Consider the following 21,900-nt stretch of genomic DNA (forward strand, 5'->3'; position numbering starts at 1 on the left):
ACATCTACGTTGCGGACACGGCCAACAACACCATCCGCAAGATCACGCCGCTCGGCATCGTGTCCACCCTCGCCGGCCTCGCCGGTGAACCGGGATCTGCTGACGGCACGGGTGCGGCCGCGCGGTTCGACGGACCGACCGGCATCGCCGTGGATGCGGCGGGCAACGTGTTCGTCGCGGACACGGGCAACCACACGATCCGGCGGATCACGCCCGGCGGTCTCGTGACCACGGTCGCGGGCGCGGCGACGCAATCCGGCGCCGATGACGGCACGGGTGGCGACGCGCGATTCAATCTGCCCCTCGGGCTCGCACTCGACCCGCTCGGAAACATCTTCGTCGCAGACTCGGGCAACCACACCGTCCGCCGAAGCTCGCCCGCGGGCATCGTGACCACCTTCGCGGGAACACCGGAGAATTTCGGCTTCGCTGACGGGATGGGCACGAACGCGAGTTTCAACAATCCGGTCGGGCTTGCGCTCGATGCGGGTGGCAACGTGTTCGTCTCCGATGCAAACAACCACGTGATCCGCCGCATCTCGGCGGCGGGCGCCGTGACCACGTTCGCAGGTTCACCGGGAGGCGACGGCAGTTCGGATGGCCCTGCGCCGGCGGCCCGGTTCGGAAAGCCGGCGGAACTGGCCTTCGACCGCCGCGGCAATCTCTACGTGGCCGATTCGCTGAACAACACGCTGCGCAAGATCACGCCCGCGGGCGACGTCCTCACCGTGAGCGGCGTCGCTGGAGAAGACGGCGCGGGCGATGGCGCGAACCGTTCGGCGCGATTCTTGAATCCCTACGGCGTTGCCTTCGACGCGCAGGGGCACTTGCTCGTAACGGACACTTACAACCATACGCTCCGTCGCGTTCTCGTTCCGTTCACGGTGGGGCTCGGCCGCTCGCAACCGGGCACGATCGCAGTGACGTGGGACGCCGTCGTCGGCAAGACCTATCAGTTGCAGTTCAAGGCCGGCATGGCCGGTGCGTGGCAGAATCTCGCGAGCCCGGTCACGGCGACCGCGCAGTCTGTTTCGCAAGGCGACCCGTCCCCTGCCCCGCTGCGGTTTTATCGCATTGTCCTCGTGGACTGAGTCGGCGCGTTCCACCGCCTGTTCCAAAGCCTCACAGTTTGCAACCTCGATACACTGTGACCGTCGAACCGTCAGCGAGAAATGCCGACACCGGCTTTGAACGCAGGCACGCCGCAATCCCCTCGCCGTAGAGTCCCGCGACATCGCAATCCAGCGACGACTCGCGCGCATCCACCACGCGCCAGCGCGGGTGCTCGACCTGATACTCGATCGTGCCGCCGTCGCGCTGGCGGGTGTAGCCCCAATAGTGTTCGGTGATGAATTCAGCCTCGGAACCAGGTTCGAGTTCGCGCCAGTCGCCTTCGGCCCGCACATGCAGGCGGTTCTCGCGGCTGCGGAACGTCCACGAGTAAGTGAACTGCTTCTTGGACCCGAGCATCGCAAGTTCGCGCCGCATCGGGACCGTCTCGTAATTCTCGTTGTAAAATGCGCGGGCGACGAAAGTCACGAGCGCCTTGGGCACAAGCTCCTTCACGAACACCACGCCGCGCCGCCAGCCGTCGGCAGCCTTGCGGCGCACGTAGAACCGCAGGTTCACCTCCTCGAAGTCCTGGTGAAACCACCCCGGCACGCCAAGCACGCGCGTGCGTTGGAACGCGAACCCGACGATGCTGGCGTAGTGGCGGCCGTTCCACGAGTCGAGTTCCGTGCCGCGCGGCACGAACGGCGAGAGCACCGCGGGGGCCGCCTCGTAGTTCAGCATCGCGAGCCAGCGCCATTCGGCAGTCAGGAACGGGCGCGCGTCGGCCATGCGCGCAGAGTAGACTCGTCCCTCAAGGCGGGGAAGCGGCAACCGTTTGCGTGACTTCTCCAGGGCATCACATAGTCTGTGACCGCGGTTGCGGTTCGAAAAAGAAGCATTGAAATTCACCGGCCCAGCCTGCACTTTTTCTGCCCCATGGTCCGGGGCGTAGCGTAGTCTGGCTAGCGCGCTTGGTTCGGGTCCAAGAGGTCGTGAGTTCAAATCTCACCGCCCCGACCATCTCATCGAGTTCGACTTCACCCGAATTGCGCCGGGCGCGGCGATCCCCCTTATGAATCCACAAGGCAAAGCGGCACTGATCACGGGCGCGAGCCGCGGCGTGGGCGCGGCCACCGCGCTCGCGCTGGCGAGAATGGGATGCTCGGTCGCGATCAACTGCAACCAGTCCCGTGACCGGGCGGAGCAGGTCGCATCGGAGGCCCGCGCGCTCGGCGTCGAGGCCGTCGTCGTGCCCGGCGACGTCGCGTTGGATGACGACTGCCGCGCACTCGTGGAAGCTTCCGCGCGCGCATTTGGCCGGCTCGACATCCTCGTGAACAACGCGGGCACGACACACTTCATCGAGCACCAGGACCTCGACCCGGTCACGGACGAAGTCTGGTCGCGCATCATCAACGTGAACCTCAAGGGGCCGTTCCAGTGTGTGCGCGCCGCGCGGCCGCACCTCGAGGCAGGCGGGTGCGGTGTGGTTGTGAACGTCGCGAGCGTCGCCGGCATCATCGGCACCGGCAGTTCAATCCCCTACTGCGCGTCCAAGGCCGGGCTGATCAACATGACGATCGCACTGGCCCGCGCGTTGGGGCCCAAGGTGCGCGTCAACGCCGTCGCCCCCGGATTCATCGCCGGGGAGTGGCTGCAACGAGGGCTTGCCGACCATTACGATTCCGCCAAAGCCGCGAGGGAACGATCCGCGGCACTCGGCAAGGTCTGTGAGCCATCGGACATCGCCGCCGCCATTCTTTCGCTCATCTCAGCAGATCTCGTCACCGGGCAGACGCTCGTCGTGGACGGCGGCGGGCTGGTCGGCACGAAGGGGCGCTGGCCTTGATCGCCCGATCAGGATTTCCTCGGGGCGCGAGAGACGGATGAAGTCAGTTCCAACCGGGGCGCGTGAAGGGCGGAGAGTGGATTCACGGCGAACGCCCCGGTTTCGAGTTGCTCCAGCCAGTGCCTCGCCATGTCGCGCACCTGGGACAACGCGAGCGAGTCATGAGTCGCCGGATACGCCTCGAAGTTCGTGAGCGCCAGCCGGAGCAGCGCCGCGGCGGGTTGCAGTCGCGGCCGGGCGTCACTGTGCTTTTGCATGTGCACGAAGGCGCCCGCGAACTGAATCAGCCCCTTGTAAAACGGCCCGTTGGGTCCGTGGCGGTCGGCAAGCCAGAGTTCCTCGAGCACGTCGTGCGCCTCGTAGTAAAGCCCCCGATTGAAGCACTCGAAGTAGCCGAGGTAGTGCGGGTCGAGGTCGCGCCCGCGGCAATCCTCGATCAGCGCTGCGATTCGTGGGGACTTCTTGCTCACGCGCGTAAGCTAGCGGCCCTGAAACCGCCACGCACCCATTCTCTCGCGGAGATTCGGCTCGCGACGGGCGGCGGAAGGGATAGGCTCCGCGCATGACCAACGCGTTCTCGCGCACGCTTCCAGGCGCGGCAGTCCCGTTTCTCGCCGGGGTGCTCGCGCTCTTCCCGCTCCGCGTCACCGCGGAGATCATCGTCCCGCTGTCGCTCGACCAGTTGGCTGCGCGCGCCGAACTCGTGATCCGCGGTTCCGTCGTCGCGGTGGAGTCCGCGCGGGACGATGCCGGACGCATTTTCACCCGCATCGAAATCGCTGTGGAGGAAACCTGGAAGGGCACGCTGGCGACCAACCGCTTCGCCGTGGTGCAAGGGGGCGGCGTGCTCGGCGACCGTCGCACGACCGTCACGGGCCAGGCGGAGTTCAAGATGGGCGAAAGGGCCGTGCTCTTCCTCGTGCTGAATCCGCGCGGCGAGGGCGTCACGCTCGGGCTCGCGCAAGGGAAGTTTCGCGTCGAGCAGGATCCGGCCACGGCGGAGTTGCTCGTTCACAGCCCGTTCCATGGAACCGGCGCCACCGCGACTTCGCGCGCGAAATCATCGCCGGGCGATGCCGCGCCAACCCGGCTGACGCTCGCCGCACTGAAGCAGCGCGTGAAAGGAAACGCGCAATGAGACGCACGCTTCTTGTCGTGCTCGCGCTCGGCCTTCCGCTGCTGTGGATGCGCGCGTTCGTGCCCAGTTACACGAATGACGGCGCCGTGGTGCGGTGGGACCTGTCGGGCACGAACACGCTCGTGCACACGAACGTGGTGAACCGCACCACGAGCGCGATCCGCTTCTTCCTAGCTTCGGACGCCTACTCCGCCACGAACACCGCCGCGGAACTCAACGCCGTGCGAGCCAGCTTCGGCCAGTGGCAGGCGATCACCGGCACCTGGCTGAAGTTTGAGGACGCAGGCTTGGTGAATCCGCCGGTGGACGTCAGCACTGCGGACAACACGAACGTCGTCTACTGGACAAAGTCCACGACGATCGTGAACGGCGGTCGCGACAACATCTCCGGCGCGCTGGGCGTCGCGTTCACTTCGTTCTACTCGGACGGCGTGCTGTCCGAGGCTGACATCGTTTTCAATGGCGTGGAGTTTGCGTGGTTCACCGACTTCTCGGATACGAACAACGCGGGACGGTTCGTGGAACTGGTGGCACTGCACGAGATCGGCCACTTCCTCGGCTTGCAACACTCGCCGCTCGGCGGTGCAGTGATGCTCGCGCGCAGCGCGGCTTTGCCCGCGAACGCCTCCGGTCTCTCGGATGACGAACTCGGCGCGGCGCGCTGGCTTTACACTTCGACGCCGCCGCTCACGAACTGGGCTGTGCTGAAGGGCCTCGTCACCAAGGCCGGCGAGGGCGGAGTGTTCGGGGCGACGATCACGGTCGAGGACGCCGCGGGCAACGCCATCGCGGGGACCGTCACGAGCACCAACGGCGGCACGCAGGGCACCTACGAGATTCGCAGCCTCCCGCCGGGCACCTTCAAGGTGCGAGTCTCCCCGGTGGACCCGTTCACCGCGCTCGCGCTCGTGAGCGGCGCGGATGTCTCGTTCGATTTCCTCGGCGCAGACGCGAACTTTCTCGCGAGCACGAACTTCCAAGTCGTCCTGACCGCCGGGCTCACGAACACGCTCGACGTCGTCGTCACCAATGCCACGCCGCCGTTCCGCATCTCGCGCGTCCGGCCGCCGACGGCGAATCCGCTGTCATACTCGCTGGTAAACTCGCCCACTTCGATTCGCGTCGGCCAGAGCAACATGACCGTGGGCGTCTACTCGCCCGACTTCACGACCAACATGACGCTCTCGATCACCGGCAACGGACTTTCCATCGGCGTCACGGCGTTTGAAACCAACCTCTTCACGATCAACGGGTCGGCCATGCACCTGCTCTCGGTTCCGTTGAGCGTCAGCAGCAATGCCACGCCCGGCATGCGCACGTTCGTCGTGCAGCGCGGCACGAACATCGCCTACGCGAACGGCTTCATCGAGGTCGCGCCCGCGGTGCCGGACTTCAACTTCGACGGACTGGACGATGTCTTTCAACGCCGGCACTTCCCGCTGTTCACAGCCACCAACGCCGCGCCGGCCGCCGACCCGGATGGCGACACATTCAACAACCTTGCGGAATACACCTCCGGCACGGACCCGACGAACGCCGCCTCGTTGCTGCGCATCGAGACCGTGCGGCAGGACGCGGCCGGCTGCACCATCACGTGGCAAAGCGGCGCGGGGCGGCGGTATCAACTCACCAGCAAGCCGCTCGTCGCCACGGGGAGTTTCACAAACGTCGGCGGGCCCATCACCGCGACGACCAACCTCACGAGCGTCCTCGATCCGTCCGGGACGAATGGCATCGCGTTTTATCGTGTGCTCGCGCTGCCGTGAGGGGCATCCCGGGCGTCACGCCGCCGGCCCGTCCGGATTCTTCTTCAACTCGCGCAGCGCCCGCGCGCCACGATTGGAGGCGCTGGGCAACTCATGGGGGGACGCCCGCGCGCTGCTGGCGCGGCGCGCCATGAGTCGGGCCTGGACGGCGGCGCTGAATAAATGGCAGGGGCGCGGACTCCAACGGCCGCACGCATTCCCAAACGATGAAAATCACCGACGTCCTGCTCGCGGAGCATTTCGTGTTTCACAATCTCTTCGACTCGGTCGAGGCGGGCGCGCCGCGGATGCGCACGCTGGCCGAGGTGCGGTCGCAGGCGGCATTGCTCGAGTCCATGCTCAAGGCGCACTCGGAGATGGAGCACGAGTTATTGATGGACCCGCTGGATCATTGCATGGACCAGATCGGGCAGCGCGAGACGTTTCATCACGAGCACGAGGCGATCGAACACGCACTCGAGGCGGCGCGCAAGGCGCGGACGGTGGCAAAGGCGCGCGAGAAGTTGGTGGAAGCGGTGCTGGCATCGCGCAAGCATTTCGACAGGGAGGAGCGCGTGGTGTTTCCCCTGGCTGAACGATTGCTCAAGACGCGGACGTTGATGGAACTGGGCAGCCGTTGGATCAAGCACCGGCAAACCGCGCCACGGTGAGCGTTCGCTGGCGCGCTATCCCACGCTGCCGCGCCCAAGGACGAAGCAGGTGAGCATCAGCAGCGCGACGACGATCACGGGCCATTTCAACTCGCAGCCACACCCTGCCAGACATTTCACCACCGGATACGCGATGAAGCCGAGCGCGAGCCCGTCGCCGATGGAATAGCCGAACGGGATTCCCACCATCACGAGAAATGCCGGCACGCACTCCGTGTAGTCGTCCCACGCGATACGCGTGACGCTGCGGAGCATCATCGCGCCCGACAACACCGCCGGCTGCACGAAGATGATGTAAGCCATCGTCAGGAACGTCGTCGTGCCCGCGAGCAACTCCGTGCGGACGGATGTGTCATTCGCGCGCAGGTCGAATCGCCGCTCGAGAAGATTCGTGATCACGTGTCGGTTGGGCGATTCTGTCCGAACCGGTCGCCGCCGCCCATCACGGGGCGACGCGCCCGGTCCGAGTGTCGTCCGCTCGCTTGACACTTCCCGGTCTGAAACGTCATTTTGCCACCGCCCTGCACCTGAGACGCGACGGGGCGCCCTATGAGCACATCCAACTTCTTCAACACGCTGCAACCCTTCGACCTCGGCAACGGCACGCAAGGCTCCCTCCACTCGCTCCCCGCACTCGGCTCCGCGCTCGGCATCCAGATTTCACGGCTTCCGGTTTCCATCCGCGTCGTGCTCGAGTCGGTCCTGCGCAACTGCGACGGCTCGCGCGTCACGGAGCAAAACGTGGGCGCGCTCGCCGCGTGGAAGGCCAATGCGGCGCGCACGGAGGAAGTCCCGTTCGTCGTCGCGCGCATCGTGTTGCAGGACTTCACCGGCGTGCCGCTGCTCGTGGACCTCGCGGCGATGCGCTCGGCCGTGGCGAAGCTCGGCAAGAACCCGAAGATCATCGAACCGCTCGTGCCGGTGGACCTCGTGGTGGACCACTCGGTGCAAGTGGACTTCGCGGGCAACACGCAGGCTTACACGCGCAACCTCGACCTCGAGTTCCAGCGCAACCGCGAGCGCTATCAGTTTCTCAAGTGGGGCATGCAGGCGTTCGACACATTCAAAGTCGTGCCGCCCGGCATCGGCATCGTGCATCAGGTGAACCTTGAGTTTCTTGCGAAGGGCGTGCTCAGCGCGGGAAACGTCTATTATCCCGACACCCTCGTCGGCACGGACTCACACACGACGATGATCAACGGCCTCGGCATCGTGGGCTGGGGCGTCGGCGGCATCGAGGCCGAGGCGGGCATGCTCGGTCAGCCGGTTTATTTCCTCACGCCAGATGTCGTGGGCGTTCACCTCACCGGCGCGCTTCAGGAAGGCGTCACGGCGACGGACCTCGTTCTCACCATCACGCAGATGCTGCGCAAGGCAAAGGTCGTCGGGAAGTTCGTCGAATTCTTCGGCCCCGGCGCGGCGGGCTTGTCCGTCACCGACCGCGCAACCATTGCGAACATGGCGCCCGAATACGGCGCGACGATGGGCTACTTCCCCGTGGACGAGGAGTGCGTGAAGTTTCTGCGTGCGACCGGCCGCAGCGACGAGCTTTGCCGCGCTTACGAGAACTACCACCGCGCGCAAGGCTTGTGGGGCATCCCGAAGAGAGGCGACGTGGACTACTCGCAATCCATCGAACTCGACCTCGGCACGATCATTCCGAGCGTCGCCGGCCCCAAGCGGCCGCAGGACCGCATCGAGCTGAGCCGTCTCAAGTTTGAATTCCAGTCGTCGCTCACGCGCCCGCTCACGGAGAACGGCTTTGGTCAGGACGCCAACGACCTTTACTCCGCCGTCCGTGTGCAGAGTCCGGCACACGCGCACGAGACCGACCACAGCTACGGCCACCGCAAGGACGTCGAGCCGAGCGAATCCGAAATGCGCGACCAGCACCCGACTCCCGACGTGCCGCAGGAGCTGCCGCTGTCGGCATTTCCGCGCTTCAACACGCACATCGGCCACGGCAGCGTGCTCATCGCCGCCATCACAAGCTGCACGAACACGTCGAACCCGAGCGTGATGCTCGCGGCCGGCTTGCTCGCGCGCAAAGCCGTCGCGCGCGGCCTCACGGTGAATCCCGTCGTGAAGACCTCGCTCGCGCCCGGCTCGCGCGTCGTCACCGACTACCTGGAAACGACCGGCTTGCAGGATGACCTCGACAAGCTCGGCTTCCACACCGTCGGCTACGGCTGCACCACGTGCATCGGCAATTCCGGCCCGCTGCCCGCGCAGGTCGAGGCGGCCATCGCGGACAACGACCTCATCGCCGCGAGCGTGCTCTCCGGCAACCGCAACTTCGAAGCGCGCGTGCATCAGGCGGTGAAGGCCAACTTCCTCATGTCGCCACCGCTCGTCGTCGCGTTCGCCATCGCGGGCCGCGTGGACGTGGACCTCTCGACCGAACCGCTCGGCACCGGCAGCGACGGCAACCCGGTGTTCCTGCGCGACGTGTGGCCGACGATGAAGGAAATCCGAGACCTGCTCGGCGCGGCACTGCGTCCGGACGTGTTCCGCAAACTTTACGGCGACTTCGCGAAGGCGAACCCCAAGTGGAACGAAATCCCGTCAAGCGCCGGCAACGCCTACGAGTGGGACCGCGAGAGCACCTACATCCAGGAACCGCCGTTCTTCGAGGACTTCTCGCTCCAACCCGGCAGCCTCGCGGAGATCCGAGGCGCGCGCGCCCTCGGCATCTTCGGCGACAGCGTCACGACCGACCACATCTCCCCCGCGGGCTCGATCAAGAAGAGTTCGCCCGCCGGCCGCTATCTCATCGAGCACGGCGTGAGCGTGGCGGACTTCAACAGCTACGGCTCGCGGCGCGGCAACGACCGCGTGATGACGCGCGGCACCTTCGCCAATGTTCGCATCAAGAACCTGATGGTCCCCGGCACCGAGGGCGGCGTGACGAAGCTGCAGCCGTCCGGCGAACTCATGCCCATCTACGACGCCGCCATCGTGTATCGCGGCACGAACACGCCGCTCATCGTGATTGCCGGACAGGAATACGGCACCGGCTCTTCGCGCGACTGGGCTGCGAAAGGCACGAACCTGCTCGGCGTGAAAGTCGTCGTCGCGCAGAGCTTCGAGCGCATCCACCGCTCGAACCTCGTCGGCATGGGCGTGCTGCCGCTGCAATTCAAGGACGGCACCACCGCGCAGTCGCTCGGCCTCGACGGGACCGAGACCTACGACGTGCTCGGCCTCACCGCGGCCATCAAGCCGCAGCAGGACCTCACGCTCCGCATCACGCGCGCGAACGGCCAGTCGCAGGACGTGCCAGTCCGCTGTCGCATTGATACGCCCATCGAGGTGGACTACTACCAGCACGGCGGCATCCTGCCCTTCGTGCTCCGGCAGTTGATCGCGAAGGCGTGACGGCGCTATTTCGCGCCGCGTGCGGTCGCGGCGTTCTCCAAAATCTTCCCGACGATCGCGGTCATGTCCGGCGGGGCCGCCGATGGCGCGCAAGAGAAGGGACGCGCACCCTCGCTCATGCCGGGCTTCGCGCCGAGTTCCAGGCAAGGCAGCGGCGCGCGCGCGCCCATGAGACAGCCCTTGAGCGCGTCGAACAACCCGGCCTTTCCCGCGGCCGCGCTCACTTCGTAGGATCAATCTTCGGCGGGATGGCCGCGGGCGGCGGCGCAGGCGGCGGCACGGCGACCGGCGGTGGAACTTTCACGCTTTCCACGTCCACCACGTGCGGGCCACGGCCGCGCAGGAGGATGACAGCCATCACGCAACCGGTCCACGACGGCAGCATGTCGGCCAGCGGCACGAGCTCGAGAATGAACGTCGGCAACAGCAGCGGGTGGAAGCCAATCACCAGCGAAGTCACGACCATCGTGATGGCGTCCACGATTTGCGGCGCACCGGGCACGGCGGTCAGCGGGATTTGGGCCGCGTCGGCGATGACCGCGACTGCCAGCGCAGCCCATTTGCGTTGAGTCGTCAACGGGGGCGGATTGAACAGGGCCTTGAGCATGGCTTCTACTTCACACGGGTCACACCCTATTCACCCGCCACCCCCGGCCGGTGTCGCAACATCTCCGCCTTGAAGTCGCCGAGGCTTTGCCAGTGCAGGCGCTTGTTGAGGTCCACTTCGACCACGGCGACGGTGCCACGCCTCGAACCGATGATGCGCGCCGCCCGTCACGGGAAAGTTCTTCGTCCAGCAACCAATGAGTCCCTCGCGCGAGTCGCTCGATGTGACGAAGCTTCCATTGCCGTCGGGCGCAGGCGACGCGGCAAGGGAGACGAGCGCGGCGAAAAGGGCGGGTGCCGGGAATGCGAGACGTGCGAGCATGGCGCGGGAACGGATTGCCCGATCAAAGCACGGAGTTGAGGGGCGAGTCAAACAGGGCGACCGGACTGGCCGGGGCCGCCCGCAGTCTTGCGGATTCTCATTGCGTCGAATCTCATGTATGGGTTGGGCCGGCCGCTCGAATTGCCCGGGCGCCATGGAACGCGGCGTGCCGAGCGTCATGCCCGTGGCGGTGAGCGTGAAGTCCGACGCCTCCGCGACGATCAGCGCGACGGCGCCGAGGCCGGGCACGAGCAAGAGGATGATTTCCCCGGCGCCAAGGCCGACGAGTGCGAGGTCCGGATGCATAGGGTTGCCTTTCTTCTGCTGCGTTCAGTTCACCCCTTGCAGAAAGAGACTCGGCCGGAGGTTGCACGCAGACCCGCGCGACGGGTTTCGGGGCGAATTCCTTTTGACTGCCCCCTGCCCTTGGCTATCCTGTCGCGCCTGTTTTTCCGGACGATGGCGAAACTCAGCGTCAGAGACCTCGATGTGCGCGGCAAGCGTGTGCTTGTCCGCGTGGACTACAACGTGCCGATGGAGGAAGAGGACGGCGTGATGGTCATCAACGACACCACACGCATCCGCGAGACGCTTGGGACTCTCGACCTGCTGGTGGGCGCGGGCGCGCGGGTCATCCTTGCCGCGCACCTCGGCCGGCCCGGGGGCAAACGCGAACCGTCCATGTCGTTGCGGCCTGTGGCGGCCAAGCTTGCCGACATGATCTGCCGCCCGGTGGCTTTCGTGGATGAATGCACCGGCGAGAAGGTCGAGAAGACCGTCGGCGCGTTGCAGAACGGCGACATTTTGCTCCTCGAGAACACGCGCTACCACGGCGAGGAGGAGGCGAACGCGGAGTCCTTCGCCTCGCAACTCGCGCGCCTCGCGGACGTCTATGTGAACGACGCGTTCGGCGCGGCCCACCGCGCGCATGCCAGCACGGAAGGCGTCGCCCGCGCCATCGCTTCGCGCGGCGGCCGGTGCGCCTCGGGCCTGTTGATGGAACGCGAACTCAAGTTCCTCGGCGAGGAACTCGAAAGTCCCGCCAAGCCGTTCGTCGTCATCCTCGGCGGCGCAAAGGTTTCCGACAAGATCGCCGTCATCGACCGGCTCATCGAGAAGGCCGACACCCTCCTCATTGGTGGCGCGATGGCCTACACGTTCAAGCTCGCCCAAGGGTTCAAGGTCGGGAAGTCGCTCGTCGAGCCGGACAAAACTTCCGTCGCGCTCGCCGCGATCGAAAAGGCCAAAGCCCGCGGCGTCCAATTCCTGCTGCCGACCGACAACGTCGTCGCCACACCCGTGGACACGGGCAAGGTCGACAAGAAGGGCAAGCCGGTGTTCTCCTATGAAAATCCCCGCGTGCTCGGCACGCCCGACATTCCCGATGCGGAGAAAGGCTTCGACATCGGTCCCGCCACGTCGGCGCGCTACGCCGAGGTGATTCGCACGGCGAAGACGATCCTGTGGAACGGCCCCATGGGGATGTTCGAGGACAAGCGCTTCGCCGGCGGCACGAACACCGTCGCGCGCGCCGTGGCCGAAGCCACGCAGCAGAACCGGGCCACAAGCATCATCGGCGGCGGCGACAGCGTGAAGGCGCTGCACCAGTCCGGCCTCGGCGACAAGGTGACGTTCATGAGCACCGGCGGCGGCGCGAGCCTCGAATTCCTCGAAGGCGCGGTGCTTCCCGGCGTCGCGGCGCTGACGGATGCGTGAGGTTGACACGATGAGGCTGATCCCATGGACAAAGAGCGCAAACTGATCATCGCCGGCAACTGGAAGATGAACAAGACCGTCGCCGAGGCGCTTGCGCTTGTGGATGGCCTCAAGCGCGAACTTGCGAACATCAAGGAAGTCGATGTCGTCGTCTGCCCGCCGTTCACCGCGCTGGAAGCCGTCTCGCAGGCCATCGAGGGGTCGAGTCTCCGGCTGGGCGCGCAAAACATGAGCGAGCAGAACTTCGGCGCCTTCACCGGTGAAATCTGCGCCGGCATGCTCAAGGAGTTCCTCGTGCGTTACGTGATCCTCGGCCACTCCGAGCGCCGTCAGTTCCAGCGCGAGTCCAATGAAACCGTCTCCAAGAAGGCGCTTGCCGCTCATGCGCAATCCATCAAGCCCATCGTCTGCGTCGGGGAGACGCTGGCCGAGCGCGAGGCGAATGAGACGGAGAAAGTCGTCGGCACCCAGGTGCGCGGCAGCCTGGCCGGGCTTTCGAAGGAACAGATGACGGAGACGATCCTTGCCTACGAACCGGTCTGGGCGATCGGCACCGGACGCACCGCAACCAGCGCCCAGGCGCAGGAAGTCCACGCCTTCATCCGCCGGCAGCTCGCGGCGATGTTCGACGATTCCGTTGCGCGCCGCGTCCGCATCCAATACGGTGGCAGCGTCAAGCCCGCGAACGCGCGTGAATTGATGAGCCAGCCGGATGTCGATGGCGCGCTCGTCGGCGGTGCATCGCTCGCGGTGCGAGATTTTTCGGACATTGTGAAGAACTCGATTAGCGAACAACCAACCTCATGAACTTCCTGACCGGACTGATGACCTTCGTGCTCGTGGTCGACTGCCTGCTGCTCATCCTGCTGATCCTGATTCAGCTCCCCAAGAAAGAGTCCGGCCTCGGCGGCGCGGCGTTCGCGACCGGCGCGACCGACGCGCTGTTCGGCGCGGGCTCCGGCAACGTGCTGACCAAGGTCACCAAGTATGCCGCCGCTGTTTTTCTCGGCCTCTCGCTCACGCTCTACGTCATCGACGCGCGCGCGAAGCAGGGCAAGAGCGGCGTCGAAAAGGAACTCGAGAAGGCCGCCGGCGAAGTCACGCCCGCCTCGACAAACGCAACGACAACCCCCGCCGTCATCGGCACGCCAACGCCGAAGCTCGCGCTGACGAACACACCGCCCGCGACCAACAGCCCCGCCGCGACCAACAGCCCCGCCGCGACCAACGCCCCGACCAGCGCGGTGACGCCGTCCGCCGCGACGCCCTCGCCCGCTCCCACGACGGCGCCTTCACCGAAGCAGTAGCAGTCCGATGCTGGGAGCCGGCGCCATGAGTTCGACGGCTTTCGATCAACCCTCCGCGCGGCCGGACCGATTCCTCACGTCCCTCGCGCTGGCATCCATCGTCGTGGCGCTGCTCGCAAGTTGCGCGCGACGCGAACCGCCCGCCGACCTTGTCATCATCAACGGCGCCGAGCCCGAGTCACTCGACCCGGCGATCATCACGGGGCAGCCCGAAATGCGCGTCGTGCGGTCGATGTTCGAGGGGCTCACACGCCTCGAACCGGTCAACGCCACTCCCGTGCCCGCGCTTGCGGAGCGCTGGGACCTCTCGCCCGACGGGAGCGTCTACACATTCCATCTCCGCAGCAACGCCGTCTGGTCCACGGGGCAGCCGATCACCGCGGACGACGTCGCGTGGTCCTGGCGGCGTGCGCTCGACCCGCTCACGGCCTCGGAATACGCCGGGCAGCTTTACTTCATCCGCAACGCCGAGGAATTCAACGTCGCCAGGACCAACCCGGTCACCGGGAAACCGTTCACCCCGGAGGACGTCGCAGTGCGCGCGACCGGCCCGCGCACCGTGCGAGTGGAACTCACCGGCCCGACGCCGTTCTTTCTCGAGCTGTGCGCGTTTCCCACGCTGGCCGTCGTCCCGCGGTTTTGGATCGAGCGGCACGGCGACCGCTGGCTCATGACACCGCCCGTCCCCGTGAACGGGCACTACGAACTCGTTTCGTGGCGCGTCCACGACAAGATCCGCCTCCGCCGCAACCCGCGGCACTACGACACGCAATCCGTCCGAAGCGAAGTCGTGGATTTTCTCCCGATGGAATCGGCCGCGACCGCGCTCAACCTCTACCTCACCGGCGCCGCTGACATCATCTGGGACAAGAACCTCGTCCCCTCGGAGCTCATGGACGAATTGCGACGGCGCCCCGACTGCCACCTCTTCGACTACCTCGGCACTTACTTCATCCGCTGCAACGTCACGCGCAAACCGTTCGACGACCCGCGCGTCCGCAAGGCGCTCGCGCTCGCGTTCGACAAGCGCCGCATCGTCGAGAACATCACCAAGAGTGGCGAGAAGGTCGCGTCGCACTTCACGCCCAAGGGCATGGCGGTTTACGAGCCGCCGGACGGGCTCAGCCGCGACATCGAGCTCGCTCGCAAACTGCTGGCCGACGCGGGCTTTCCCGGTGGCAAGGGCTTCCCGGCATTCCAATACCTGTTCAAGACCGGCGAAGCCGACAAGCAGATCGGCGTGGAGTTGCAGGCGATGTTGAAGAAGGAACTCGGCATCTCGATGGAGCTGCGCGCCGTCGAGTGGAAGGTGTATCTCGCGGCGCTCAGCGCGCTCGACTACGACCTGGCCCGCAGCAGTTGGATCGGCGACTACAACGACCCGAACACGTTCCTCGACATGTTCATGAGCAACAACGGCAACAACCGCACCGGCTGGAAACACGCCCGTTACGACCAGCTCGTCCGCGACGCCAACCTCCAGCCCGACCCGAAGCGCCGCGCCGCGATGCTGCGCGAGGCCGAGACGATCCTGGTGCGCGACGAACTCCCCATCCTCCCGCTCTACTTCTACGCCGGCGTGAACTTCTGGCGGCCCGACCAGATCACCGGCTTGCACAACAACCTGCTCGACGAGCACCCGATCTACAGCATCGCCCGAAAGCGGAAGTGAGTGATGTCACTGCCGGACCTGGGAAATTCACGCGCGTTCGAAACCCGGTTTCGGTTTCACAATCCTCGTCACGCCGCTTACTCCCCGACCGGCTCCTTCTTGAGCAGGTGCCCGTCTGAATTCACCGTCACGTGGTATTTCTGGCCGTTGATGTTCGCAACCGCGGAATACTCCACCTGCTGCATCTCGACTTCGAGGATCACGCCGCCCTTCGCCTGCTTCTGAAACGCCGCCTTGATCGGCGCGGGCAGGTCGTCGAGGCGCAACGGCTTCCGGTCCTGGTCGCGCGTGCGGAGTTCGATTCGCTTCAGGTTTCCCCCCGCGTCGCAGCGCACGGTGTATTCGCGGCCGTCCATGCTCACCACGGCCTCGTAGATGAGCCGTCCATCCTCGTTGCTGCGGCCAAACTCGATCACCTTGGCCCCGGCCGTCTCGCGCTGGATGAGCGCCTTCACGGGCGCGGGGACTTCGATCACGATTTGGTCGCCGGTGCTTTTCTCCTGCGGGTTGAACGCGAGGGCGAACAGGGCGGCGGGCAGCGCAAGCGCGCAACAGGCGGGCAAAATGGTTTGCTTCATGGCAGGCAGGCTAGCCACGATGCCGCCCGTCGTCGAGCCTCCTGTCGCAGCCGTCGAACGGACCCGTCCCCCGCCTCTACTTCGCCGCCGTCGTCGTGCCGGTGTCGCCCCGGAGCGTGAAGCGCGACGTGCGGATGATGCCCGCCTTCCCGCCGGCCTTCTCGTCCTTGAACGTCTCCGGCAACGATCGGTTCAGGTAAATCCATCCGTTCTTCGCAAACCCGGGGTCGGGCGTGATGCCGGGCATGCCGTCTTCGAGGCCCGTGAACACCGGGAGCTTGGCGGGCGTGACGGACGCCTCCGCGCCGGGCAGAACAAACCCGAACCGAGGGCGAGGACACCCATGGTCGCATTCATGAACGGCCAAGGATGGACTGCCTGTAAGGAGAGGAATGCGAACAGCTCCCAGACGGCCCGACTGGGTCAATCAGATCCTAAATGCTGGCGATGCCGGCAAAAGGCTCGGCCAAGCGCAAAGACCCGGTTGGACTTCAGTAATGCCTTCCCATCACTTATTGCTGGTAAGCGTGGTGCAGCCTCTGCTTGTACCAGATTGCATCCGTCGCGCTCGTCGTCACGGGCACGGGAACGCCACGGTTGAGCGCAACAGAGTTCCATTTTCGATGCTCCGCATGGCCATCCACGAAACTGAAGCTCGTGGAACCGTTATGCAGCGCAGCTGGAACATTGCCGAATCGCGTGTTGTTCGCGCTCCCCGGCAGGTCAATCACGTTCAGCGTGACACCATCATCGAGAGTGTTTGGATCCTCATGGAGGAATACCAAACGATCTGAAGGCACAAGCACTTCTGATACACGCCGGTAGACCGGCAGGTTCGCGGTCCCGTGGTAGTTTGCGGGTTGGGCAGCCCATCGGTCGCCGTTCATGAAGTTGCTTGCTGCAACGCTTCGCACACGTCCTCGTGGCACAGTCGGGTCGGGGAAATCGAACTTATCCGAAGGGCACTTGTAGATTCCCGGTGCTTGTGAATACCGTCCCATCAACGCGTTCATGAAGTAGCTGACATTGGTCACGCTCGCCGCCACGTAGGTCGGTGCGGGCCTCATCCATCCAGTGCACCACGTATCGTTCGTTCCAATCGCCCCGTTCGAACCTAGCGTGTTCAAGTCGGGATAGTTGATGTTCCTGACCATTCGGTCGTCGTTGTCGTCCTTGTAGAGTTCCCACGCAAGCTGGAGCTGCTTCATGTTGGCAAGGCACGACGCACCTTGAGCCTTCGCCTTCGCCTTGCTCAGCGCCGGCAGCAGCATCCCCGCCAGGATCGCAATGATGGCGATGACCACAAGCAGTTCGATGAGGGTGAAGGCCGCCCGGCGGGGGATGAAGGAGGACTGACTGGGTTTCATGTTGGTTCAACGGATCCGCTGCTCGCGGGTTCCCCGCCGTGCCGGGCGTGCAGCCGCGGACGGGTTGGTTCACGCAGGCTGCGGCAGTGTTCTTACCAGCCGCACGCGCTTCTGGCTATCAAAGATTCGGCTGGACGATTTTTGAACACCACGGGAAACCTCCGCCATGCCCGTCTTCTCCCCCAAGTCCAAGGCCGTGCCCGCGCGCGGCTCGTTAGGGAAGCACTGAACCATCTCTCCAACCACAAAAACACGCAGGACACGCAGAAGGCGGGAACGACGAGCCTTTCCCCTTCCCGTCCTTTGTGTCCTTCGTGTCTTCGTGGCTTAGCCAGCGCTTCCTTGGTCGCTCCGGCGTGAATCCCACGCCCTGCAACGGGTTCGAGGCAGGGCAGCCACCGTTCAGCCGATTCGGCCAGCACCCGAATCTTGCCTCGCCCACCGACGGTTGCTAGCTTCGCCGCTCCTTGGCCCGCGACATGGACTACAAGAACACGCTCAATCTGCCGCGCACGGACTTCGCCATGAAGGCCGACCTCGTCACGCGCGAGCCGCAACGGCTCGAACGCTGGCAGCGCGAGGACGTTTACGGCCAAATCCAGAAGGCGCGCGCGGGCCGGCCCAAGTTTGTCCTCCACGACGGCCCGCCCTTCGCCAACGGCGACGTCCACATCGGCACCGCGCTGAACAAGATTCTCAAGGACATCATCGTAAAATACAAAACGCTGCGCGGCTTCGACGCGCCTTACGTTCCGGGCTGGGACTGCCACGGGCTGCCCATCGAGTTCAAGGTCTCGCAGGAGATGCGCAAGGCCGGCAACACTGCCGCCGACCCCGCGTCGATCCGGACGGCCTGCGACGCCTACGCCCGCAAGTTCATCGGCATCCAGCGCGAGCAGTTCAAGCGCCTCGGCGTGTTCGGCGACTGGGACCACCCCTACCTCACGCTCGACAGGGAATACGAGGCCGACGAACTGCGCCTCTTCGCCGACATCGTCGAGAAGGGCTTCGTCTATCGCGGCAAGAAGCCCGTGTATTGGAGCATCCCGTGCCGCACCGCGCTCGCCGAGGCCGAGGTCGAATACGCCGACCACGTCAGCCAGAGCGTTTACGTCCGCTTCAAGCTCAAGGACGAGCCGAACACCTTCCTCGTCATCTGGACCACCACGCCGTGGACGCTGCCCGCGAACCTCGCCGTCGCCTTCAGCACCAAGTTCTACTACTCGATGGTCCACGCGAACGGCGACACCTACATCGTCTGCGATTCACTGCTCTCCCAAGTCTCGCAGAAATGCGGCTGGAACGGCTACGAGATCATCCGCACCATGACCGGCGACGAACTCGCCACGCTCGAATACGAGCACCCCTTCTGCGCGCGCACCGGCCGGCTCTTCACCGGCGACAGCTTCGTGACGAACGACACCGGCACCGGCTTCGTCCACATCGCCCCCGGACACGGCCTCGACGACTACAACCTCGGCCGGCAAAACGGCCTGCCCATCTACTCGCCCGTCAGCGACGACGGCTGCCTCGCCTTCACCAACGACCTGCCGCGCGACCAGCAGATGCCCGCCGAGATGACCGGCAAGTCGTTGCTCGAGAAACACGGCGAAAGCGACGCCAACCGCGCCGTCCTCCACGAACTCCGCGCCCGCAACGCCCTGCTCGGCGAGGAGAAATATCACCACAGCTACCCGCACTGCTGGCGCAGCAAGACGCCCATCATCTTCCGCGCGATGGACCAGTGGTTCATCCGCATTGACCACGCGTCGAACAACCGGCCGGAGGCCGGCGCTCCCCAGACCTTCCGCCAGCTCGCCCTCGACGAGATCAACCGCGTGCAATGGATCCCCGACTGGGGCAAGAGCCGCATCGAGGCCGCCGTCAAGGGCCGCCCCGACTGGTGCATCTCGCGCCAGCGCTCGTGGGGCGTTCCGCTGCCCGCGTTCTACGACGCGCAGGGCAACGCCATCCTCGACGCGCAGGTCGTCCGCAACGTCGCCGCGCTCGTCGAGCAACACGGCTCCAATGTGTGGTTCGAGAAAACCGCCGCCGAACTGTGGTCGCTTGTAAAGCCCGCCGGTTGGAACGGTGCCGAAGCCGTCGCCAAATCCGCCGACACACTCGACGTGTGGATTGATTCCGGCAGTTCCAGCCGCGCCGTTGTCGCGCACCGCCCCGAGCTGCGCGGTGGTTCCGCCTCCGGTCACGCACCGCGCACCACCGACCACGCCTTCCAATCCGACATCTACCTCGAAGGCTCCGACCAGCACCGCGGTTGGTTCCAATCCTCCCTGCTCCTCTCGCTCGCGGGCAATGGCTCGGCTCCATTCAAGACCGTCCTCACCCACGGCTTCATGGTGGACGAGGACCGCCAGAAAGTTTCCAAGAGCAAGCAAGGCCAGGGCGCTTACGAAAAGCCGCAGACCGCCGAGCGCTACATCAAGGACTACGGCGCGGACGTCATCCGCCTCTGGGTCGCCTCGCAGGATTACCGCAGCGACATCACCGTGAGCGAGGAGCGCATCAAGAAAGTCGCCGAGACCTACCGCCTGCTCCGCAACACCCTCCGCTACCAGCTCTCGAACCTCTACGACTTCGACCCCGCGAAGCACACCGTGCCCGACGACCAGCTCACCGGACTCGACCGCTGGATACTCGGCGAATTCGCCAGGCTCGAAGCCGATATTGCCGCCGCCTACGACGCCTACGAGTTCCACGTCGTGTATCAGAAGCTCAGCCAGTTCGCCGCCGTCGAGTTGAGCGCGATCTACCACGACGTGGTGAAGGACCGCCTCTACACCGACGCCGCCAACTCGCCGCGCCGCCGCTCGACCCAAACCGCGCTGCACCGCATCGTCACGCGCCTCTGCCAGATGCTCGCGCCCGTGCTCGCCTTCACCGCGGAAGAAGCGTGGGAGTTCATCCCCGGCAAACCGACGGCCTCCGTCCACGCCGCCGCGTGGACGCCGCTGACCTTCTTGCTGTCTGAGGAGGAGAGAACAAGCTGGACCGCGTGGTTGCGGCTTCGAGAAATGGCATTTGCCCCCATCGAAGCCGAGCGGAAGAAGGGCGTCATCGGCAAGAACCTGGAGAGCAAAGTCCAGATTGGGGGGACTTGGGATTCGATCGAAGTCGGGACGCGACACCTGAATGAACTTCAGGAACTGCTGAACGTCTCGCAGCTCACCGTCGAGCTGGCTGCATCCGCGAACGGCGGGCAGAAGATTCAATATCAGGTGACCAAAGCCGACGGCCAAAAGTGCGAGCGCTGCTGGCACTGGGAAACCGAAGTCGGCACCAACACCGAACATCCCACCCTCTGCCCCCGCTGTGTCGAGGCCGTGAAGCAGTGCGCCGCCGCGTAGTCCCGCGCGCCGCCTCCTCCCTCTCCCTTTGCGGAGCAAGGGGAGAGGGCCGGGGTGAGGGGTTTGGTTCAATCACGTTGGCCTTCGTGCGCAGTGCAACCGAACGTCCTCGGTCTTCGCACCCCTCATCCGGCCTGCGGCCACCTTCTCCCTTCGCAAAGCGAGGAGAGAAGGCTTTGCAGAAGACGCTCACGCATCCGCGGATGCGCGCGGAAGCCGTCAATCGCAACGTCGTCGCTTGCAACTGAAGGTTCCCGGGAGTTACCATGCAGCCATGAAATCCCTCGGAGCGCTGTTGTGCGCTGCGGTTGTGCTGTGCATGACGCAGGCAGTGGTTGGAGGACAGGAAAAGGCTGATGCCGAAAAGATGGCAGAACTGCGACGGAATGCTGAAAGGGGAGATGCCGCGGCGCAGTTCATCCTCGCCTTAGCGTATGAAAAAGGCTTAGTAGGCGTGACGAAGGATGCGGCGGAGGCGGTGAAGTGGTATCGCAAAGCCGCCGAGCTGGGATTTCCCGGTGCGCAGCTCGCAGTCGGCACCAAGTATGTCCTAGGCGAAGGCGTTCCAAAGGACGAAGTCGAGGGTTACAAGTGGATATTGCTCGCGGCCGAAGGGAGGGACGAGAACGCACAGCAGGCTATCGCGATTATTGAGAGCCGTTTGACGCCGGCACAGAGAGCCGAAGGCCAACAGTTAGCGCACAAGTTCCAGCTTCGGAAGGCTGAGCAGGGCGATGCCACAGCGCAATTCAACCTCGGCGTCAGTTATGATTTCGGCCGAGGCGTGGTGAAAGACGAGGCTGAGGCTGTGAAGTGGTATCGCAAGGCGGCAGATCAGGGACATGCAGCCGCGCAATTCAACCTCGGCCTCAGTTATGCCGAAGGCCAAGGCGTGGTGAAAGACGAGGCTGAGGCTGTGAAGTGGTATCGCAAGGCGGCAGATCAGGGACATGCCTCGGCGCAATTCAACCTCGGCGTCATGTATGACAACGGCCGAGGCGTGGTGAAAGACGAGGCGGAGGCGGTGAAGTGGTATCGCAAGGCGGCAGATCAGGGATATGCCCAGGCGCAATACAACCTCGGCCTCAGTTATGCCAACGGCGAAGGCGTGGTGAAAGACGAGGCGGAGG

At 65.1% G+C, this 21,900-nt stretch carries 20 protein-coding genes and 1 tRNA gene; 13 read left to right on the forward strand and 8 right to left on the reverse strand.

Translation table 11 applies throughout. The features are described from left to right. Positions 1-1,091: hypothetical protein (locus FJ386_11735; GenBank protein ID MBM3877378.1), on the forward strand; the 1,091-nt coding region annotated here is incomplete at its 5' end. A 31-nt stretch (positions 1,092-1,122) separates the two neighbouring features. On the opposite strand, the gene FJ386_11740 is transcribed toward FJ386_11735, so the two are convergent. Next, entirely contained in the window at positions 1,123-1,842 is a 720-nt protein-coding gene (locus FJ386_11740; protein MBM3877379.1) for a DUF2071 domain-containing protein, read from the reverse strand. A 153-nt stretch (positions 1,843-1,995) separates the two neighbouring features. On the opposite strand from FJ386_11740, the gene FJ386_11745 reads away from it, so the two are divergent. Together FJ386_11745 and FJ386_11750 are read left to right on the forward strand one after the other, a co-directional pair. Beyond that, positions 1,996-2,073, forward strand: a tRNA-Pro gene (locus FJ386_11745). A gap of 52 nt (positions 2,074-2,125) precedes the next feature. Next, a complete protein-coding gene (locus FJ386_11750; protein MBM3877380.1) occupies positions 2,126-2,902 on the forward strand; it encodes an SDR family oxidoreductase in 777 nt (258 codons plus the stop codon). Positions 2,903-2,910: 8 nt separating this feature from the next. On the opposite strand, the gene FJ386_11755 is transcribed toward FJ386_11750, so the two are convergent. Next, positions 2,911-3,372 (reverse strand): DUF309 domain-containing protein, encoded by a 462-nt coding sequence (locus FJ386_11755; GenBank protein ID MBM3877381.1) that lies wholly within the window; start codon positions 3,370-3,372, stop codon positions 2,911-2,913. Between the two features lie 92 nt (positions 3,373-3,464). Between FJ386_11755 and FJ386_11760 the strand changes: the two genes are divergently transcribed. The 3 genes from FJ386_11760 (at position 3,465) to FJ386_11770 (ending at position 6,456) form a co-directional block, all read left to right on the forward strand. Continuing rightward, on the forward strand, positions 3,465-4,040 hold the full coding sequence (locus FJ386_11760; protein MBM3877382.1) for a hypothetical protein: 576 nt from the start codon (positions 3,465-3,467) through the stop codon (positions 4,038-4,040). Next, on the forward strand, positions 4,037-5,806 hold the full coding sequence (locus FJ386_11765) for a matrixin family metalloprotease (protein MBM3877383.1): 1,770 nt from the start codon (positions 4,037-4,039) through the stop codon (positions 5,804-5,806). The genes FJ386_11760 and FJ386_11765 overlap by 4 nt, the downstream gene beginning before the upstream one ends. Before the next feature lie 206 nt (positions 5,807-6,012). After that, positions 6,013-6,456 (forward strand): hypothetical protein, encoded by a 444-nt coding sequence (locus FJ386_11770; protein MBM3877384.1) that lies wholly within the window; start codon positions 6,013-6,015, stop codon positions 6,454-6,456. 15 nt (positions 6,457-6,471) lie between these two features. On the opposite strand, the gene FJ386_11775 is transcribed toward FJ386_11770, so the two are convergent. Next, a complete protein-coding gene (locus FJ386_11775) occupies positions 6,472-6,855 on the reverse strand; it encodes a hypothetical protein (GenBank protein MBM3877385.1) in 384 nt (127 codons plus the stop codon). 150 nt (positions 6,856-7,005) lie between these two features. On the opposite strand from FJ386_11775, the gene FJ386_11780 reads away from it, so the two are divergent. Continuing rightward, positions 7,006-9,834: an aconitate hydratase gene (locus FJ386_11780; GenBank protein MBM3877386.1), complete on the forward strand. Its 2,829-nt coding sequence runs from the start codon at positions 7,006-7,008 to the stop codon at positions 9,832-9,834. A gap of 5 nt (positions 9,835-9,839) precedes the next feature. On the opposite strand, the gene FJ386_11785 is transcribed toward FJ386_11780, so the two are convergent. Next, entirely contained in the window at positions 9,840-10,058 is a 219-nt protein-coding gene (locus FJ386_11785) for a hypothetical protein (protein ID MBM3877387.1), read from the reverse strand. Beyond that, positions 10,055-10,441: a hypothetical protein gene (locus FJ386_11790; protein MBM3877388.1), complete on the reverse strand. Its 387-nt coding sequence runs from the start codon at positions 10,439-10,441 to the stop codon at positions 10,055-10,057. Before FJ386_11790 ends, FJ386_11785 begins: the two co-directional genes overlap by 4 nt. Before the next feature lie 780 nt (positions 10,442-11,221). Here FJ386_11790 and FJ386_11795 point away from each other — a divergent pair. The 4 genes from FJ386_11795 to FJ386_11810 are packed head-to-tail and all read left to right on the forward strand — an operon-like array spanning position 11,222 to position 15,457. Next, positions 11,222-12,478, forward strand: coding sequence for a phosphoglycerate kinase (locus FJ386_11795; protein MBM3877389.1), 1,257 nt, complete (start codon positions 11,222-11,224; stop codon positions 12,476-12,478). A gap of 24 nt (positions 12,479-12,502) precedes the next feature. Then, positions 12,503-13,285 (forward strand): triose-phosphate isomerase, encoded by a 783-nt coding sequence (locus tag FJ386_11800; GenBank protein MBM3877390.1) that lies wholly within the window; start codon positions 12,503-12,505, stop codon positions 13,283-13,285. Then, a complete protein-coding gene (secG, locus tag FJ386_11805; protein MBM3877391.1) occupies positions 13,282-13,785 on the forward strand; it encodes a preprotein translocase subunit SecG in 504 nt (167 codons plus the stop codon). The genes FJ386_11800 and secG overlap by 4 nt, the downstream gene beginning before the upstream one ends. 25 nt (positions 13,786-13,810) lie before the next feature. Further along, on the forward strand, positions 13,811-15,457 hold the full coding sequence (locus tag FJ386_11810; GenBank protein ID MBM3877392.1) for a peptide ABC transporter substrate-binding protein: 1,647 nt from the start codon (positions 13,811-13,813) through the stop codon (positions 15,455-15,457). Positions 15,458-15,534: 77 nt separating this feature from the next. Here the strand turns inward: FJ386_11810 and FJ386_11815 are convergent, their stop codons facing one another. The 3 genes from FJ386_11815 to FJ386_11825 all read right to left on the reverse strand — a co-directional run bounded on the left by FJ386_11815 (position 15,535) and on the right by FJ386_11825 (position 17,402). Further along, on the reverse strand, positions 15,535-16,035 hold the full coding sequence (locus FJ386_11815) for a hypothetical protein (GenBank protein ID MBM3877393.1): 501 nt from the start codon (positions 16,033-16,035) through the stop codon (positions 15,535-15,537). Positions 16,036-16,111: 76 nt separating this feature from the next. Continuing rightward, positions 16,112-16,306 (reverse strand): PQQ-dependent sugar dehydrogenase, encoded by a 195-nt coding sequence (locus FJ386_11820; protein MBM3877394.1) that lies wholly within the window; start codon positions 16,304-16,306, stop codon positions 16,112-16,114. Positions 16,307-16,547: 241 nt separating this feature from the next. Beyond that, entirely contained in the window at positions 16,548-17,402 is an 855-nt protein-coding gene (locus FJ386_11825; protein ID MBM3877395.1) for a type II secretion system protein, read from the reverse strand. Between the two features lie 467 nt (positions 17,403-17,869). Here FJ386_11825 and ileS point away from each other — a divergent pair, with 467 nt between their 5' ends. Beyond that, entirely contained in the window at positions 17,870-20,770 is a 2,901-nt protein-coding gene (gene ileS / locus FJ386_11830; protein ID MBM3877396.1) for an isoleucine--tRNA ligase, read from the forward strand. A gap of 274 nt (positions 20,771-21,044) precedes the next feature. Next, a partial coding sequence (locus FJ386_11835) for a sel1 repeat family protein (GenBank protein ID MBM3877397.1) occupies positions 21,045-21,900 on the forward strand: 856 nt, incomplete at its 3' end.

This window comes from Verrucomicrobiota bacterium (assembly GCA_016871675.1).
Classification (GTDB): domain Bacteria; phylum Verrucomicrobiota; class Verrucomicrobiia; order Limisphaerales; family VHCN01; genus VHCN01.